We start from the raw sequence: 15,524 nt of genomic DNA, 5'->3' as shown, positions 1-15,524 counted from the left end.
GGTCGATATCCGGTGGTCGGATATGGATGCGTTCCAGCACGTCAACCACGCGCGGATGGTGACGCTGCTGGAAGAGGCGCGCATCCCGTGGCTGTTCGAAGACGATCGCCCCACCGCGGCCCTGCGGCAGGGCTGCGTCCTGGCCGACCTGCATGTCCGCTATCGCGGGCAGCTCCGGCACGAGGACACTCCGCTCGATATCGCGATGTGGATCGAGCAGCTGCGCGCGGTCGACTTCACGGTGGCCTATGAGGTGCGCGCCGCGGGTGCCGCTCCCGACTCGCCGCCCGCGGTGGTCGCATCGACCCAGCTCGCCGCTTTCGATATGGACACCCAGCGGTTGCGCAGGCTGACCACCGATGAGCGCGACTATCTCGCGCAGTGGATGAGTGAGTGACCGGCGCACGGTGATCGTCGGTCTGTGATGTCCGAACAACGGGTCTTGTACGTCGGCGATCCGGCCGAACGGGAGAACCTCGCGACCTTCCTCGGCCGTGCCCTCCGGCTGGATCCGGCCGTTGTCGTGCGGCTGCGTCGCCGGGGGGAGCGGTGGGTGTCGGCATGGGTGGCGACGGGCTTCGAGGCGCTCGCGGTGCGGACGGTGGTGGCCGAACTGGGCGTCGACGATGTCACCGTCGGTGCCGATGCGGTGCTGGCCGGGCTTTCTTCCGGTAGCCCGATCGACCTCGGCTACTCGATGGATTCGGCCTGGCGTGGCGCCCTCCCGCCGGCCAGCGGCTTCGCCCATGTCGACGATGTGCCCGCCCGCACCCTCGTCGAACTCGCCGAACAGGGCGCCGACCTCGCCAAGGAGCACGGCTCCGGGCACGGACCGCCCGCTGCCCTGCTGGACCAGACGGTGCTCACGGTGTCGGGCGGCGCGGTGCAGGTGCAGGTGCCGATGCGCGTCGTCTTCGCCCTCACCGCCATGGACTTCATCCCGCATTCGGGTGATCGCGCCGAGTCGCGCCGGATCCCGCCCGACGAGATCGTGCGGGTGCGCTCCAGCACGACGTGGCTGCGCCTGGACGCCCGCTATGGCTCGGTCGCCCGCCGCCTCGGTGGCGGTCTGCCACTCACCCCGCGCTAGCCGGGCCGCCGCGGCTGTCCGCACGCGATGGCCGGCGGGTGGGACAAGTGCCGGCCACCCGCGAGATCACCGAACTCGGGGTGGGGTTCGGCCGGGCGGCGATAGGCACAGCGCACTCGACCGCCGCGGCTTGGATGGTCGGATCGGCGCCGCATCGAGAGGCGCCCCCGCTCAGGCGATGCCGACCGCCCGCAACACCGCCGTGGTCCCCGCGGCGGCGGCGATGACCACCAGCAAGGGGCAGCGCCGCCAGGCGAGTATCCCTCCCACCAGCACGCCCGCCGGTAAGGCCCACCCGAATTCGCTCCCGAACGGCAGCGCCGTGGTAGCCACCAACGCCGCCAGCAGGATCACGGCACCGATCTCGAGCAGCCGGGCCGCTCGCGGCGGAAAGCGGATCCGGTTGCGCAGCGCGGGCCCCGCCCAGCGGAGCAGATAGGTGCCGACGGCCATGGTGAGCATGGCGGGAACCAGGAGCGGCGAACCCATCACAACGCTCCCACCGCGACGATCAGCCCGGCCAGCGCGATCAGCACCGGCAGGCCGGCCGGGACGAACGGCGTTGTGAGAACGGCCAATCCGGCGCCGACGCCGGCCGCCCGCAGGGTCACCCGATCGCGCAGGGCGGGCAGGATCAGGGCGAGCAGGACCGCCGGAAAGACCGCATCCAGGCCGAACGCCGCGGTGTCGGGCACGATGCTGCCGATGACTGCTCCGGCCAGCGCACCGAGCGGCCAGCACACCGCGATGCCGAGGCCGCACAGCCAGTAGGCCGACCGCCGCCGTTCCAGATCGCCCGGAGCCAGCGCGAACGCGACGCTCTCATCGACCATCAGATGCACGCCGAGCAGCCGTCGTGCGCCGGAGCCGAAGACGTCCGGCATCGATAACCCGTACGGTAGGTGCCTCGCGTTCACCAGCAGACCGGCCGACGCCGCAGCGAGCGGGCCCGCCCCCGCGGTGAGAATCCCGAAGAACAGGAACTCCGAGCCGCCTGCCAGCACCGTCGAGGCGAGAACCACCGGCATCCACATCGGGAATCCGGCGCCGACCACGGCCGCACCGTAGGAAATGCCGATCATCGCGGCGGCCACGGAGGTCGCCGCGATACTGGTCCGGAGATCCCGGTCCAGTGTTCGCCATATCGAACGCATGTCGTTTATATTGAACGCCGCGGACCGGATCCGTCAACGGGCGGACGAGTACCGACAACGGGAGCATTGGATGGCGGCAGAAGATCCGGCGGTGGCGCCGAAAGCGGTGATCGCCGCGTCGCTACGCAGGGAGCGCACCCGTGCGGGGTTGTCGCTCACCGAGGTCGCCAACCGGGCGGGCATCGCGAAATCGACGCTGTCGCAACTGGAGTCGGGGACCGGGAACCCCAGTCTGGAAACGTTGTGGGCCTTGTGTGTCGCCCTCGATATGCCGTTCTCGCGGCTGCTCGACCCGCCCCGACCGAGTGTGCGGGTGATCCGGGCAGGCGAGGGGCCCGTGGTCGCCGCCGCGGAGTCGGAGTATCGGGCCACTCTGCTCTGGGCCGGCCCGGCCGACACGCGCAGCGATCTGTACCGGATCACCGCCGAACCCGGCGAGCCGCGCCGGTCGGAAGCGCACATGCGGGAATCGGTCGAGCACATCCTGCTCGGTGCCGGACGCGCTCTCGTCGGACCGGCGGATGCGCCCGCGGAACTCCGGCCCGGCGATTACATCAGTTATCCGGGCGACGTTCCGCATCTGTTCGAGGCGCTGGAACCGGGCACCTGGGCGACCCTGGTGGTCGAATACCACTGACCGTTACGCGGCGCCTTCGCCCAGATACTGCAACCACACCGGATCCAGCTCGGTGACGGTCGACAGCAGCCGCCAGTGCGGCCCCTTCGGCGACACCAGCGGGGCGCGCAAGGTCCACCCCAGCTCGCTGAGCAGTTTGTCGGCTTTGCGGTGATTGCAGGGCGCGCAGCTGGCCACGCAGTTCTCCCAGCTGTGCTCGCCGCCGCGGCTGCGGGGGACGACGTGGTCGATGGTCTCGGCTTTACCGCCGCAGTAGCCGCAGCGGTAACGGTCGCGCTGCATGAGAGCGGCGCGGGTCATCGGGACGCGGGCCCGGTAGGGGACGCGGACGTAGGTGCGCAGGCGGATCACCGACGGAATGGTGAGCGAGGATCCGGCCGAATGCACGATCGGGCCCTCGGGGTCGTGGTGAACGGTGTCGGCCTTATCGCAGATGAGCAGCACCACGGCGCGACGCGCGGACAGCGCGGTCAGCGGCTCGTAGGTGGCGTTGAGGAGCAGGACGCGGCGTTTGAGCCAGTTGTTGGTGGGTGTGGGCAGTGGGGTCGGCGCGGTGTCGGCGCGATGATGATCGCGGTGCGCCCCGGAATGATGATCGGACAACAAGTGCAGCGGAGTAGCCCCCGACCCACGGTTGTGGACGTCGGCGGGCTGGAGTTGTCGGTGCGCCCTCGCCTCCTGTGATCGGGCGTGTCGCTGCTTCATGTCGACCCCAATTTCTGCGTTCCAAGATCATGTGGTATCTCGCCGGAGACTGCCACCAAGTTGACCACGGAATGCGGGCCGGTGCACGGTGATTTAACACAATGTCGGGTTAACTGTGGCTGAAGAGCCATCGGGCCGCGATGTGCGCGAGCAGGCCGGTGCGCGGGCACAATGGAGCGCGGCGCATCCAGCGAATCGAGAGGGTCTATGACTTCGGGCGAGCACACAGCGACGTCGTTCTACGAGGCGGTCGGCGGCGAGGAGACCTTCCGCCGGATCGTGGCCGCGTTCTACCGCGAGGTAGCCGCCGACGAGGTGCTGCGCCCGCTGTACCCCGAGGAGGACCTCGGGCCCGCCGAGCGGCGGTTGCGGATGTTTCTGGAGCAGTACTGGGGCGGGCCGCGCACCTACAGCGACGAGCGCGGGCATCCCCGGCTGCGGATGCGGCACATGCCGTTCACGATCGGTCCGGTGGAGCGCGACGCCTGGTTGCGCTGCATGCGGATCGGGGTGGCCGAGATCGAGCCGGAGGTGCTCGACGACGAACACCGCAAGGCGCTGCTCGACTACCTGGAGATGGCCGCGAACTCGCTGATGAACGCGACCTGGTGAGCGCGGCGGGGTGGACATGAGCACTGCGTCGGGCCCGTGGTGGGAGGCCGCGGTCTTCTACCAGGTCTATCCGCGTTCTTTCGCCGATTCCGATGGCGACGGTGTCGGTGATCTCGGCGGGGTGCGGGCCCGGCTGGATTATCTGGAACGCCTCGGCGTGGACGCGCTGTGGATCTGCCCGGTGATGCGTTCGCCGATGGCAGACGGCGGTTACGACGTGTCCGACCCGCGCGATATCGACCCGCTCTTCGGCGGTATGCCTGCCCTCGATGCGCTGATCGCGGCCGCGCACGCCCGCGATATCAAGGTCACGATGGATCTGGTGCCCAATCACACCAGCGACGCGCATCCCTGGTTCCGCGCCGCCCTCGCCGCCGCGCCCGGTAGCCGGGAGCGCGCCCGCTACATCTTCCGCGACGGTCGCGGCCCGGACGGCGAGCTGCCGCCCAACAACTGGCCGAGCATCTTCGGCGGCCCGGCCTGGACCAGGGTCGTCGAGGCCGACGGCAGGCCAGGCCAGTGGTATCTGCATCTGTTCGCCGCCGAACAACCCGACCTGAACTGGGACAACCCCGAGGTGATCGCCGATTTCGAGCAGACCCTGCGGTTCTGGCTCGACCGCGGCGTCGACGGTTTCCGCATCGACGTGGCACATGGCATGGCCAAACCGGACGGCCTGCCCGATATGGAACGCGTCGATACCAGGATGTTGATCCACGACGACTCCGATCCGCGATTCAACAACCCCGGCGTGCACGACATCCACCGCCGCATCCGCCGCGTACTCGACGACTATCCGCACGCGGTGTCCATCGGCGAGGTGTGGGTCGACGACAACGTGCGCTTCGGCGAATACGTGCGCCCCGACGAACTGCACCTCGCCTTCAACTTCCGGCTGGCCGAGACCCCGTTCGACGCCGACGCCATCCGCCACGCCGTCGAGAACTCCCTGCTCGCCGTGGTCCCGGTCGGGGCAACGCCCACCTGGACGTTGTCCAACCACGACATCGAGCGTGAGGTCACCCGCTACGGCGGCGGCCAACTCGGGGTCGCCAGGGCACGGGCGATGATCCTGCTCGAACTCGCGCTGCCGGGCGCGGTGTTCATCTACAACGGCGCCGAACTGGGCCTGCCCAATGTCGATGATCTGCCCGACGAGGTGCTGCAGGATCCGGTCTGGGAACGCACCGGGCACACCGAGCGCGGGCGGGACGGGTGCCGGGTGCCGATTCCCTGGGAAGGGTCCGCCCCGCCGTTCGGGTTCACCGCGGCGGCGCGATCATGGCTGCCGATACCGGCCGACTGGGCCGAGCTGACCGTGGCCGCCCAGCTCGATCGCAGCGGGTCGACCGTCGAGCTGTACCGCGACGCCATCGAGCTGCGGCACAAGCGTCCGGAGTTCGACGGCGCCGGACTGGAGTGGATGCCCGCCGCACCCGGAGTGCTGATGTTCCGTCGCCCGGGCGGACTCGTCTGCGTGCTCAACAGTTCCGCAGCCGCGATCGAGCTGCCCGACCGAGAGGCGATCCTGCTCAGCGCACCCCTCGTCGACGGGTTGCTCGCCCCGAACTCCGCCGCCTGGCTGATCTGAGTCCTGGCCACCGGACAACCAGGCAACAGTGCAGCTCAGTGCCGGTCGTCGGGCGCTGAGCCGGCGCCGGCCGACGTCGCCGCGAATGCCGCGGAAATGCCTGGTCGAGGCGCAAAAGGCTGACCGATCGATAAACTACTACAGAGCATCGTCTACCTTTGAGCTGTGAGCATTCTCGAGACAGTGCTGATCTTCGTCGGCATCCCGCTGGTGATCTACGGCGTGATCGCCGGATTGTCGTTTCTCGGTAAGCCGCTGCCCGGCGAGAAGCCGGTCCACTACGACCTGAGCAAGAAGTGGACCTCCGAGCCGGTGCTGTGGAGTGCGACCGACGAGGTGACCGTGTACGGGCACCACATTGCTGATTCGCATGGTCACCATGCGGCTATCGAAACCGCGGACGCGGAGCTGATCGGAGGCAGGGCAAGTGGCAGGTTCTAAGTGGCCCGCGGTGGTCGAATCCGAACTACCGCACGGATACGCCCTGATGAGCAGTGGCCGGGTCTCCGGCGTGCACGAGGCGGGCGACGTCTTCAAGGAAGCTCCCTTCAGCAATGAAGAGCGCCTGCTCATGGACAACGTGCTGACCGAGGCGACGCGCGCCACCAAGGTGCGGTTCAACGTCTTCATCGGTGATCTGGGCGCCGACCCGACCGCCGGCGCCGACGCGATCTTCCCGGTGACGCCGGAGGCGAACCGGTCGGTGCTCATCGCCGTCTCGCCCAACGATCGCGCCGTCGAGGTGCGTTCGGGCAAGGACGTCGCCGACCGCGCCAACGACCGCGTCTGCCAGCTCGGCGTCACCGCCGCATTGAGCTCGATGCGTCAGGGCCAGCTCATCGACGGCCTGGTCTCGGCCGTTCGGGTGATGGCCGCCGCCATCGGCCGCTGACTCGACACCTCCCGCACCCCTGCCTTCCTGGCGCGTTTTTGCGCCGGGATCGGCAGGGGTGCGGTGCGTCGAGGGCCGGGAGTTGTCCGCCCAGAGCGTAATTCGTCGGCCCGGCGCGCGGGCGGCGGTACGCTCCGGCTATGAGCGAGCATCCGAGGCTGCATGCCATTCCCGGAGGACGCGACCAGCGCCACGCCCCGCCGCCGGAGCGATCCGAGGGTGAACCGCTGTGGCGTGAGGTGCTCGGCACCCGGTTGCGCGCGCTGCGGCAGGAACAGCAGGAGACCCTGGCCGAGACCGCGGGCCGCGCGGGTGTCTCGCCGCAATATCTGTCCGAAATCGAACGCGGCCGCAAGGAGCCATCGAGCGAGATGATCGCCGCCCTGGCCGGAGCGCTCGGCACCTCGCTGGCCGAGTTGGCCGGTGAGGTCGCGGAGACGCTGGGCCGTCGCCGGATACTGCGCCCGGCCGGGGAGCTCGGTCGCCGCCAGGTCGGGCACGAGCCCGCCGCCCCGACCGCGATGGTTTCCACTACGCCCCGGGTCCTGCTGCTCGCCGCCTGAGCGCGCAGCCGATAGACGTCTCTCACGCCGTCCGAGCGCGCCCGCGGCCGGCTCGAGTGTTTCGGCCGGAGGCCCGCACACTCGGCTGAATGCCGGTCGCCCCGACGTGCCGGCCGTGCCTCGTCGGCGGCATCGAACAGCACCGCGGCCACCACCGGCACTCGCCGCTGCCGGCGTCCCGGCGAGCGCAGGCTGGTAGCCGGGGCACCGTCGCAGCGAGCCCGCTCGGCCCACCGACTCACCTGGCCCGCAGCACCTGATCCACCAGCCCGTAGTCCACCGCGGCCGCCGCCGTGAACACTCGGTCGCGATCGGTATCGCGACGCAACGTCTCGGCCGGCCTGCCGGTGTGGTCGGACAGGATCGACTCGATCTCGGCGCGCATGCGCACCAGCTCATCGGCTTGCAGGATCAGATCGGGGATCGCGCCCTGGCCCCGGGCGGCCGGCTGATGCAGCACCACCCGCGCGTGCGGCAGCATCGAACGCCTGCCCGCCTCGCCCGCGGCCAGCAGCACCGCCCCGACCGCGATGGCCTGCCCGACGCACGTGGTCGCGACCGGCGCCTTGATGAACCGCATGGTGTCGTAGACCGCGAGCATCGCGGGCAGCTCGCCGCCCTCGCAATTGATGTAGAGGTTGATCTCCTGTTCCGGGTTCTCCGACTCGAGGTGCAGCAACTGCGCGATGAGCGCGTTGGCCACCCCCGAATCGATCGGCGTGCCGAGGTAGACGATGCGTTCGGCCAGCAGATGCGAGTAGACGTCCATGATCCGCTCGCCCCCCGGCTGGCGGGCGATCACATTGGGAATGGTGTAGGTGGTCATGAGATTCCGATCTTCTGGCGCTGCGGAACCACCTGGCCGAACGAGTCGACGATGTGGTCGATGAACCCGTACTCCTTGGCCTGCGCGGCGGTGAACCAGCGGTCGTGCAATGAGTCCTCGTAGATCCGCTCATAGGGCTGGCCGGTGTCGGCGGCGATGAGCCCGAGCACGGTCTCCACGGTGTGGCGCAGGTCGTCGGCCTGCACTTCGACCTCGACGGCGCTGCCGCCGATCCCGGCCGAACCCTGATGCATCAGGATCCGGGCATGCGGGAGCGCGAACCGCCGTCCCGGATCGCCGGCCGAGAGCAGGAACTGCCCGGCGCTGCACGCCAGCCCGAGGGCGAGGGTGGAGATCTCGCAGGGCACCAGCCGCATGACGTCGCGGATGGCGAGCATCGCGGGCACCGAGCCGCCGGGGGAGTGGATCCACAGCGAGATCCCGGCGTCCGGATCCTCGGCCGCGAGGGTGAGCATCTGCGTCATCAGCAGCGTGCCGTTGTCGTCGTCGAGGCCACCGTCGAGAACGAGGATGCGCCTGCCGAAAAGTTGTTCGCGGGCCCGCCAGCTGAACAGCGGAGCCTTCTCATCGTGTGCCATGGCTCCACGGTGCCGCGCGGCGGGCCGGAAATCTCGCGACGCTGCTGTAGGCAGATCTGCTCACAGCAGCGAGCGCAGGTGAACGCGGAAAAGGCCCGGACCCAACGGGATCCGGGCCTGGCCCAGCGCTGCGTCGGCCGGCGGGTGGCAGCGAGCCGACCATGCGTCGGCCCCTCGCGACCCGACCGGGTACGCGGAGTGTTTACTGCGCGTCGAACGCGCGGGCACGCAGTGAACGTTCGATGCCCGCCTTGCCCTCACTCACCAACCGCGCCAGCGCGGGCGGACGGTTCTCGGCGAGGAACTTGTCGGCCCTGGCCACCGCGGCCTCGCTGATCTCCCAGGACGGATAGAGCCCGATGACGACGGTCTGCGCGACCTCGCTGGAGCGGCGTTCCCAGACATCGGGGATCTCGGCGAAGTAGCGTTCGACGAAGTCCGACAGCAGCTCACCCTGGCCTGCGGGGGCGAACCCGTTGACGATCGAGCGTGCGGTGATGTTGGGCACCGAATCGTCGCCCATCACCGTCTCCCACGCCTGCTGCTTCACCTCGGCGATGGGCCGGGCGGTCGCGGCGGCGGCGGCCTGGCGCTTGCCCGCCGCGGTCTGGTCGTTGGCCAGTTCCGCGTCGATGGTCGGGGTCTCCACGCCGTCGGCGTCGATCTCGCCGGACGCTGCCAGCGCCGTCACGATGCGCCAGCGCAGATCGGTGTCGACGACCAGCCCGGACAGCCCGACCGAGGCCGGGTCGCCGTCGAGCAGCTCACGCAGCACCTCGGTGTGCCAAGCCGACAGTTTCGCGCCGGTCAGCGCGTTGACGAAGGCCAGCTGATGATCCGAACCCGGCTCGGCCTCGCGGGCCAGCTCCAGCAGCCGGTTGGCGAAGTCGGGCCAGCCGGTCTCGGCCGCCCAGGTGGGGTCGGCGTAGCTGCTGAGGGTGGTGTTGGCCTGCATGAGCAGCCGCTGCACCACGCCGATCTCCGATTCCGCACCCACACCACGCTGCACGAGGGCAACGAAATCGCGGGCCCGCAGCTCGGCCTGGCGGGTCATCTCCCAGGCCGCCGACCAGGCCAGCGTGCGCGGCAGCGGTTCGGCGATATCGGCGATGCGGTTGATCAGCACATCGAGCGAATCGGAGTCCAAGCGGATCGAGCAGTAGGTGAGGTCGTCATCGTTGACCAGTACGAACTTGCCACGCGGCACACCGACCAGCTCGGGCACCTCGGTGCGTTCGGTGGCGTCGAGGTCCAGCTCGACGCGGTGGGTGCGTACCAGTTTGCCGTCGGCGTCGTCGTCGTAGATACCGACCGCGAGCCGATGCACCCGCTGTTCACCGGCGCCCGGGGCGGCACCTTCCTGGATGACGGTGAAGGAGCTGAACTTTCCGTCGGCGTCGACCTCGAAGTCGGGCCGCAGGATGTTCAGGCCGGTGGTCTTGAGCCACTGCGCGCCCCAGGTGGACAGATCGCGCCCCGAGGATTTCTCCAGCGCGGCCAGCAGATCGTCGAAGGTCGCGTTGCCGTAGGCGTGCTCGGCGAAGTAATCGCGCAGACCGGCCAGGAACGGCTCGAGGCCGACGTAGGCCACCAGCTGCTTGAGCACGCTCGCGCCCTTGGCGTAGGTGATGCCGTCGAAGTTCACCTCCACCGCGGCCAGATCCGGGATGTCGGCGGCGATGGGATGGGTGGAGGGCAGCTGGTCCTGACGGTAGGCCCAGGACTTCTCCACATTCGCGAAAGTGGTCCAGGCACTGGTGTATTCGGTGGCCTCGGCCTGGCACAGCACCGAGGCGAAGGTGGCGAACGATTCGTTGAGCCACAGATCGTCCCACCACTTCATGGTGACCAGATCGCCGAACCACATGTGCGCCATCTCGTGCAGCACGGTCTCGGCGCGACGCTCATAGGAGGCGCGGGTGACCTTGGACCGGAAGACGTAGTCCTCGAGGAACGTCACCGCGCCCGCGTTCTCCATCGCGCCGGCGTTGAACTCGGGTACGAACAGCTGGTCGTACTTGCCGAAGGCGTAGGGCACGCCGAAGTTGCGGTGATAGAAGCCGAAGCCCTGCTTGGTTTCGGTGAACAGCCGGTCGGCGTCCATGTGTTCGGCCAGTGAAGCCCGGCAGTAGATGCCCAGCGGGATGCTGCCGTGCTCGTCGGTGTAGACGTCGGTCCACTGCGCGTACGGGCCAGCGATCAGCGCCACCAGGTACGTGCTCATCTTCGGGGTGGTGCGGAACAGGTGGTGGGCCGGATCGGCGGCGATGGTGTCGACCGGCTCACCGTTGGAGATGACCTTCCAGCCGGTCGGGGCCGTCACGCTGAGGGTGAAGGTGGCCTTGAGGTCGGGCTGGTCGAAGCAGGCGAACATACGCTTGGCGTCGGCGGTCTCGAACTGCGAGTAGAGGTACACCGCGTCGTCGGCCGGGTCCACGAACCGGTGCAGGCCCTCGCCGGTATGCGAATACTCGCAGTCGGCCTCCACCACGAGCTCATTGGTGGCCGCGAGATCGGTCAGCGTGATGCCGGTGGACTCGTCGTAGCCGGAGACGTCGATCGGGTTGCCGTTCAGAACCGCCGAGCGGACACCGCGCGCCACGATATCGATGAAGGTGGACGCTCCCGGCGTCGCGGTGAAAGCGACCGTGCTGCGGGAGAAGAACGTCTGCTCGCCCGGGTTACCCGACCCGTCGGTGAGATCGAGTTCGATGCGGTAGTTCTCGACCGAGACGGTCGCGGCGCGCTCGATCGCCTGTTCGCGGGTGAGGTTCGGTGCGGACATCGGACTCCTTCATGGTCGAAGAACTACATATGGGCACGGCGTTCCCCACAATGCCACGTCGGTAAGGTTGCCCGCGCGGTAGTAATTCCGCATCGACAACCATCGACCACGATCGGAGCTACGTCGTGAAGCATGTGCACGCCGGGAAGGTGCGCGACCTGTACGAGGACGGCGACACTCTGCTGCTCGTCGCCTCCGACCGGGTGTCGGTCTACGACGTGGTGCTTCCGACGCCGATCCCGGACAAGGGTGCGCTGCTGACCCAGCTGTCGAACTGGTGGTTCGAGTTCTTCGCCGACGTGCCCAACCATGTGCTGTCCACCAGCGACGTGCCCGCCGAGTTCGGCGCCCGTGCGATCCGGGTGAAGCCGCTGCGGATGATCCAGGTCGAATGCATCGCCCGCGGCTACCTCACCGGATCCGGATTGAAGGAGTACCAGCAGAGCGGGACGGTGTCCGGCATCGCCCTGCCGCCGGGCCTGCGAGACGGTGACCGGCTGCCCGAACCGATTTTCACTCCGTCCACCAAGGCCGCCGAGGGCCACGACATGGCGATCTCCTTCGCCGACGTGGTCGACAAGGAAGGTCGCGAGGTTGCCGAAAAGCTGCGCGATCTGACCCTCGGCATCTACGCGCGCGGGGCCGCGCATGCCGCCGAACGCGGTGTGATCGTGGCCGACACCAAGCTCGAGTTCGGCTGGGACGGTGCCACCCTCACCCTCGGCGACGAGGTCCTCACCTCCGACTCCTCGCGCTTCTGGCCCGCCGACGAATGGGAGCCCGGCCGACCGCAACGCTCCTTCGACAAGCAGTTCGTCCGCGACTGGTCCACCTCCACCGGCTGGGACAAGGAACCGCCGGGGCCGGAGATCCCCGCCGACATCGTCGAGGCGACCCGTAAGAAATACATGGAGGCCTACGAGCTCATCACCGGCAAGACCTGGACGGGATCACCCGCCTGAGCGGGACTCGATCAGTTCCGGTATCGAGCTCGAGCTACGCACCGGGGGTGTGCCTCGCCCTGTTGATCACTGACCGGTGCCGGGCGCACCTGATGGGGTGCGCGTGGCCTCCGTGCGTAGGCGCGCGGCACGGATCGTCAGGTAATCGCGTTCGGCGGTATTCGTGGTGCATCGCGCGGCAGCCGTGTAGTAGGTGATCGCGGCGCCGATATCGCCCGCCATCTCGTGCAGGTGTCCGCGCACAGCGGCCAGCCGGTGGTTGTCGGCGAGCGCGCCGGCGACGGTGTCGGTGACCTCGAGGCCGACGGCGGGGCCGTCCACCATGGCGGTGGCGACCGCACGATTCAACGTCACCATCGGGTTCGGCGCGACACGCTCGAGCAGCCGATACAGCGCCAGCACCCGCTGCCAGTCGGTGGTCTCGGTGGAATCGGCCTGCGCGTGCAGCACCGCGATCGCCGCCTGGATCTGATACGGGCCGCGCAGCCCGTGGTCCAGAGTTGCCGTCGTCAGCCGGACCCCTTCGGCGATCGCCGCGCGGTCCCAGCGGCGGCGATCCTGTTCGGGTAGCGGAATCAGCTCGCCGTGCGGGCCGGTCCTCGCGTCGCGGCGGGCATCGGTGAGCAGCATCAGGGCGAGCAGCCCGCCGACCTCGGGATCGTCGGGCAGGATCCGGTACACCGCGCGGGTCAGCCGGATCGCCTCGGTGGCCAGGTCCGCGCGGCGCAGCCGGTCGCCGGTCATGGCGGTGTGACCCTCGGTGAAGATCAGGTACAGCACATGCAGCACCGCATCGAGGCGTTCGCGCCATTCGTCGTCCGCGGGTGGGGCGAACGGGCGGTCCAGGGCGGCCAGCCGCTTCTTGGCGCGGGTGATCCGCTGCGCCATCGTCGCCTCCGGCAGCAGGAAGGCCCGCGCGATCTCGGCGGTGGTGAGGCCGCCGACGGCCCGCAAGGTCAGCGCGATCGCGCTCGCCGGCGGCAGCGCCGGATGGCAGCACAGGAACAACAGCATCAAGGAGTCGTCCTGAGCGGGAACGGTCTCGGCGGGTTCGGGTTCGCGCAGGGCGACCGTGGTCTCCCGGTTGCGCCGGGCGACCTCCGCGCGCACGGCGTCGGCCATCCGCCGCTGCGCCACCTGGATCAGCCAGCCCCGCGGATTGTCCGGCCTGCCCTCGACCGGCCACTGGGTAGCGGCGGCCAGCAGTGCCTCCTGTAAGGCATCCTCGGCAGTCGGGAAATCGCCGAATCGGCGCACCAGTGCGGCGAGGACCTGCGGCGCCAGCTCACGCAGCAGGTCCTCGGTCGCGCGATCGGAAGCGATCACCGATCGGCAGCAGGTGCGCTCATCACCGCGCGCACCTCGATGTACTCGCCGATGGGCACACCACCGGGGCCGGGTGCGGCCGAGGCTTCGGCGGCGATTTCCAGCGCGCGTTCCGCACTGTCGACGTCGACGAGCCAGTACCCGGCCAGGAACTCCTTGGTCTCCGGGAACGGGCCGTCGGTGACCACCGGCGCTGTGCGGCCGTCATAGCTGACGACCCGTGCCTCATCGGGCCCGGCCAGGCCCTTGGCATCCACCAGCTCGCCGGCCGCGGCCAGCTTCTCGCCGAGCTTGCGCTGGAAATCGATATGCGCCGCGATGTCCTCCGGCGCCCACTCGTTGATCGGAATATCGCAGTTGGCTGCGCGACCGTACGTCTTGACCAGCATGTATTTCATATCGGGCTCCTCATTCTCGATGCGTCCGGCGACGTTGTCGTGAACAGGTCGGAGCCGGGCCGGCGGATTCGACACAATGCGACGCGCAGTCGCCCGAGCGCGGCAGCACAGCCCTCAGAAGGGGATCGAGGCATCGGCCAGCCGGTCGGGATCCGCCGGTTCACCGCCGAGGATCAACTGCTTGATGCGGTCGGTGACATCCCAGACGTTCACGTTCATCCCCGCGAGCACCCGGTTGCCCCCATCGAGCCAGAACGCGACGAACTCCCTGGCCGCCAGGTCCCCGCGCACCACGACCCGCTCGTACTCGCCCGGTGCCGTATAGCCGGTGTACTCCATGCCGAGGTCGTATTGATCGGTGAAGAAGTACGGCAGCCGGTCATAGACCGCGTCCTTGCCGAGCATGGTCGCCGCGGCGACCGCGGGCTGATTCAGCGCATTGGCCCAGTGCTCCACCCGGATCCGGCGGCCGAGCAGCGGATGATCCTGTTCGGCGATATCGCCCACCGCGACGATATCGGGGTCGCTGGTCGCCAGATGCGCGTCCACGAGGACACCGGAGTCGACCGCGAGGCCCGCCTCGGCGGCGAGTTCGACGTTCGGCCGGGCACCCACCGCGATCAGGACCGCGTCCGCATCGACGACAGAGCCGTCACCGAGCCGCACCCCAGTGGCCACCGCGTCACGGGTGACGATCTCGGCCACCTGCGCACCCAACCGCAGGTCCACGCCGTGCGCCCGATGCAGATCGGCGAACACCGCACCCATCTCCGCACCAAGCGCGTTGAGCAGCGGCGCCTCGGCGGCTTCGATGATCGTCACCTCGACCTCGGCCTCGCGCGCGGCGGCGGCCACCTCGAGCCCGATCCAGCCCGCACCGATGATGGCCAGGCGCCGCGCGCTGCGCAGCAACTCGATCAGGGTGTTCGAATCGTCGAGGGTGCGCAGGGTGTACACCTTCTCGGCGTCCGCACCGGGTATGGGCAGGCGGCGCGGGGTGGCGCCGGTGGCAAGGGCCAGCTTGTCGTAGGGCAGGGTGGAACCATCCGGCAGCGCGATCGTCTTGGCGGCCCGGTCGATCGCGGTGACTGCGGTGCCGAGACGCAGATCCACGTTGTGGTCGCGATACCAGGGCTTGTCCTCGACGGTGAATTCGTCGAACGCCTTCTTGCCCGCCAGGTACTCCTTCGACAACGGCGGCCGCTCGTAGGGTAGATGCTCCTCATCGGTCAGCACGGTGATCGTTCCGTCGAAATCGTTGTCGCGCAACGCCTGTGCGACCTTGGCGCCGGCGAGACCGCCACCGACGACGACGAAATGCTGCGCAGAGGTCATACGTGGACTCCTAAACGCCGGGCGAATCGAGCTCCTCGACCTCAGCTTA

At 68.9% G+C, this 15,524-nt stretch carries 18 protein-coding genes; 9 read left to right on the top strand and 9 right to left on the bottom strand.

All coding sequences use genetic code 11. The annotated features are described in order from the left end of the window. Positions 1-22: 22 nt before the first annotated feature. Together AC5W7N_RS20545 and AC5W7N_RS20540 are read left to right on the top strand one after the other, a co-directional pair. Complete coding sequence (locus AC5W7N_RS20545) at positions 23-397, top strand: acyl-CoA thioesterase (protein ID WP_228805923.1); 375 nt, start codon at positions 23-25, stop codon at positions 395-397. A 27-nt stretch (positions 398-424) separates the two neighbouring features. Beyond that, complete coding sequence (locus AC5W7N_RS20540) at positions 425-1,090, top strand: DUF8185 domain-containing protein (RefSeq protein WP_163814811.1); 666 nt, start codon at positions 425-427, stop codon at positions 1,088-1,090. Positions 1,091-1,261: 171 nt separating this feature from the next. Here the strand turns inward: AC5W7N_RS20540 and AC5W7N_RS20535 are convergent, their stop codons facing one another. Both AC5W7N_RS20535 and AC5W7N_RS20530 read right to left on the bottom strand, forming a co-directional pair. Next, positions 1,262-1,579: an AzlD domain-containing protein gene (locus tag AC5W7N_RS20535; protein ID WP_195021422.1), complete on the bottom strand. Its 318-nt coding sequence runs from the start codon at positions 1,577-1,579 to the stop codon at positions 1,262-1,264. Continuing rightward, on the bottom strand, positions 1,579-2,244 hold the full coding sequence (locus AC5W7N_RS20530; RefSeq protein ID WP_195021421.1) for an AzlC family ABC transporter permease: 666 nt from the start codon (positions 2,242-2,244) through the stop codon (positions 1,579-1,581). The genes AC5W7N_RS20535 and AC5W7N_RS20530 overlap by 1 nt, the downstream gene beginning before the upstream one ends. A gap of 70 nt (positions 2,245-2,314) precedes the next feature. Between AC5W7N_RS20530 and AC5W7N_RS20525 the strand changes: the two genes are divergently transcribed. Further along, positions 2,315-2,881, top strand: a complete 567-nt coding sequence (locus tag AC5W7N_RS20525; protein WP_163814808.1) for a helix-turn-helix domain-containing protein — start codon at positions 2,315-2,317, stop codon at positions 2,879-2,881. A gap of 3 nt (positions 2,882-2,884) precedes the next feature. Here the strand turns inward: AC5W7N_RS20525 and AC5W7N_RS20520 are convergent, their stop codons facing one another. Beyond that, complete coding sequence (locus AC5W7N_RS20520) at positions 2,885-3,586, bottom strand: HNH endonuclease (protein ID WP_175585949.1); 702 nt, start codon at positions 3,584-3,586, stop codon at positions 2,885-2,887. 207 nt (positions 3,587-3,793) lie between these two features. Between AC5W7N_RS20520 and AC5W7N_RS20515 the strand changes: the two genes are divergently transcribed. From AC5W7N_RS20515 to AC5W7N_RS20495, 5 genes are all read left to right on the top strand, one after another. Continuing rightward, positions 3,794-4,198, top strand: a complete 405-nt coding sequence (locus AC5W7N_RS20515; RefSeq protein WP_138452949.1) for a globin — start codon at positions 3,794-3,796, stop codon at positions 4,196-4,198. 16 nt (positions 4,199-4,214) lie between these two features. Beyond that, positions 4,215-5,789: a glycoside hydrolase family 13 protein gene (locus AC5W7N_RS20510; RefSeq protein WP_195021420.1), complete on the top strand. Its 1,575-nt coding sequence runs from the start codon at positions 4,215-4,217 to the stop codon at positions 5,787-5,789. Between the two features lie 165 nt (positions 5,790-5,954). Further along, positions 5,955-6,230: an aa3-type cytochrome oxidase subunit CtaJ gene (ctaJ, locus tag AC5W7N_RS20505; RefSeq protein ID WP_036534362.1), complete on the top strand. Its 276-nt coding sequence runs from the start codon at positions 5,955-5,957 to the stop codon at positions 6,228-6,230. Between the two features lie 46 nt (positions 6,231-6,276). Continuing rightward, entirely contained in the window at positions 6,277-6,681 is a 405-nt protein-coding gene (locus AC5W7N_RS20500) for a DUF5130 domain-containing protein (protein ID WP_228805924.1), read from the top strand. 140 nt (positions 6,682-6,821) lie between these two features. Next, positions 6,822-7,244 (top strand): helix-turn-helix domain-containing protein, encoded by a 423-nt coding sequence (locus AC5W7N_RS20495; RefSeq protein ID WP_163814805.1) that lies wholly within the window; start codon positions 6,822-6,824, stop codon positions 7,242-7,244. 238 nt (positions 7,245-7,482) lie between these two features. Here AC5W7N_RS20495 and AC5W7N_RS20490 read toward each other — a convergent pair whose 3' ends face one another. The 3 genes from AC5W7N_RS20490 to pepN all read right to left on the bottom strand — a co-directional run bounded on the left by AC5W7N_RS20490 (position 7,483) and on the right by pepN (position 11,454). After that, complete coding sequence (locus tag AC5W7N_RS20490) at positions 7,483-8,070, bottom strand: ClpP family protease (protein ID WP_163814804.1); 588 nt, start codon at positions 8,068-8,070, stop codon at positions 7,483-7,485. Then, entirely contained in the window at positions 8,067-8,669 is a 603-nt protein-coding gene (locus tag AC5W7N_RS20485) for a ClpP family protease (protein ID WP_163814803.1), read from the bottom strand. Before AC5W7N_RS20485 ends, AC5W7N_RS20490 begins: the two co-directional genes overlap by 4 nt. A gap of 202 nt (positions 8,670-8,871) precedes the next feature. Then, positions 8,872-11,454, bottom strand: a complete 2,583-nt coding sequence (pepN, locus tag AC5W7N_RS20480; RefSeq protein WP_194989404.1) for an aminopeptidase N — start codon at positions 11,452-11,454, stop codon at positions 8,872-8,874. A 125-nt stretch (positions 11,455-11,579) separates the two neighbouring features. Between pepN and AC5W7N_RS20475 the strand changes: the two genes are divergently transcribed. Beyond that, entirely contained in the window at positions 11,580-12,416 is an 837-nt protein-coding gene (locus tag AC5W7N_RS20475; protein ID WP_194989405.1) for a phosphoribosylaminoimidazolesuccinocarboxamide synthase, read from the top strand. A 66-nt stretch (positions 12,417-12,482) separates the two neighbouring features. Here the strand turns inward: AC5W7N_RS20475 and AC5W7N_RS20470 are convergent, their stop codons facing one another. The 3 genes from AC5W7N_RS20470 to AC5W7N_RS20460 all read right to left on the bottom strand — a co-directional run bounded on the left by AC5W7N_RS20470 (position 12,483) and on the right by AC5W7N_RS20460 (position 15,475). Beyond that, on the bottom strand, positions 12,483-13,742 hold the full coding sequence (locus AC5W7N_RS20470; protein WP_194989406.1) for an RNA polymerase sigma factor: 1,260 nt from the start codon (positions 13,740-13,742) through the stop codon (positions 12,483-12,485). Next, positions 13,739-14,140: a YciI family protein gene (locus AC5W7N_RS20465; protein ID WP_194989407.1), complete on the bottom strand. Its 402-nt coding sequence runs from the start codon at positions 14,138-14,140 to the stop codon at positions 13,739-13,741. Before AC5W7N_RS20465 ends, AC5W7N_RS20470 begins: the two co-directional genes overlap by 4 nt. 114 nt (positions 14,141-14,254) lie before the next feature. Next, the gene (locus tag AC5W7N_RS20460) at positions 14,255-15,475 is read right to left on the bottom strand and encodes an NAD(P)/FAD-dependent oxidoreductase (protein ID WP_163814798.1); all 1,221 of its coding nucleotides are present in this window, start codon (positions 15,473-15,475) and stop codon (positions 14,255-14,257) included. Positions 15,476-15,524: the final 49 nt, after the last annotated feature.

The sequence above is a fragment of the Nocardia sp. CDC519 genome, from assembly GCF_059509835.1.
Note: the sequence above shows the minus strand (reverse complement) of the source record. Positions and strands in the feature narration are given on the sequence as shown.

Coding starts and splice junctions, on each gene's coding strand:
- AC5W7N_RS20545 (WP_228805923.1), top strand. CDS start 23: ATGGATGCGTTCCAGCACGTCAACCACGCGCGGATGGTGACGCTGCTG.
- AC5W7N_RS20540 (WP_163814811.1), top strand. CDS start 425: ATGTCCGAACAACGGGTCTTGTACGTCGGCGATCCGGCCGAACGGGAG.
- AC5W7N_RS20535 (WP_195021422.1), bottom strand. CDS start 1,579: ATGGGTTCGCCGCTCCTGGTTCCCGCCATGCTCACCATGGCCGTCGGC.
- AC5W7N_RS20530 (WP_195021421.1), bottom strand. CDS start 2,244: ATGCGTTCGATATGGCGAACACTGGACCGGGATCTCCGGACCAGTATC.
- AC5W7N_RS20525 (WP_163814808.1), top strand. CDS start 2,315: ATGGCGGCAGAAGATCCGGCGGTGGCGCCGAAAGCGGTGATCGCCGCG.
- AC5W7N_RS20520 (WP_175585949.1), bottom strand. CDS start 3,586: ATGAAGCAGCGACACGCCCGATCACAGGAGGCGAGGGCGCACCGACAA.
- AC5W7N_RS20515 (WP_138452949.1), top strand. CDS start 3,794: ATGACTTCGGGCGAGCACACAGCGACGTCGTTCTACGAGGCGGTCGGC.
- AC5W7N_RS20510 (WP_195021420.1), top strand. CDS start 4,215: ATGAGCACTGCGTCGGGCCCGTGGTGGGAGGCCGCGGTCTTCTACCAG.
- AC5W7N_RS20500 (WP_228805924.1), top strand. CDS start 6,277: ATGAGCAGTGGCCGGGTCTCCGGCGTGCACGAGGCGGGCGACGTCTTC.
- AC5W7N_RS20495 (WP_163814805.1), top strand. CDS start 6,822: ATGAGCGAGCATCCGAGGCTGCATGCCATTCCCGGAGGACGCGACCAG.
- AC5W7N_RS20490 (WP_163814804.1), bottom strand. CDS start 8,070: ATGACCACCTACACCATTCCCAATGTGATCGCCCGCCAGCCGGGGGGC.
- AC5W7N_RS20485 (WP_163814803.1), bottom strand. CDS start 8,669: ATGGCACACGATGAGAAGGCTCCGCTGTTCAGCTGGCGGGCCCGCGAA.
- pepN (WP_194989404.1), bottom strand. CDS start 11,454: ATGTCCGCACCGAACCTCACCCGCGAACAGGCGATCGAGCGCGCCGCG.
- AC5W7N_RS20465 (WP_194989407.1), bottom strand. CDS start 14,140: ATGAAATACATGCTGGTCAAGACGTACGGTCGCGCAGCCAACTGCGAT.
- AC5W7N_RS20460 (WP_163814798.1), bottom strand. CDS start 15,475: ATGACCTCTGCGCAGCATTTCGTCGTCGTCGGTGGCGGTCTCGCCGGC.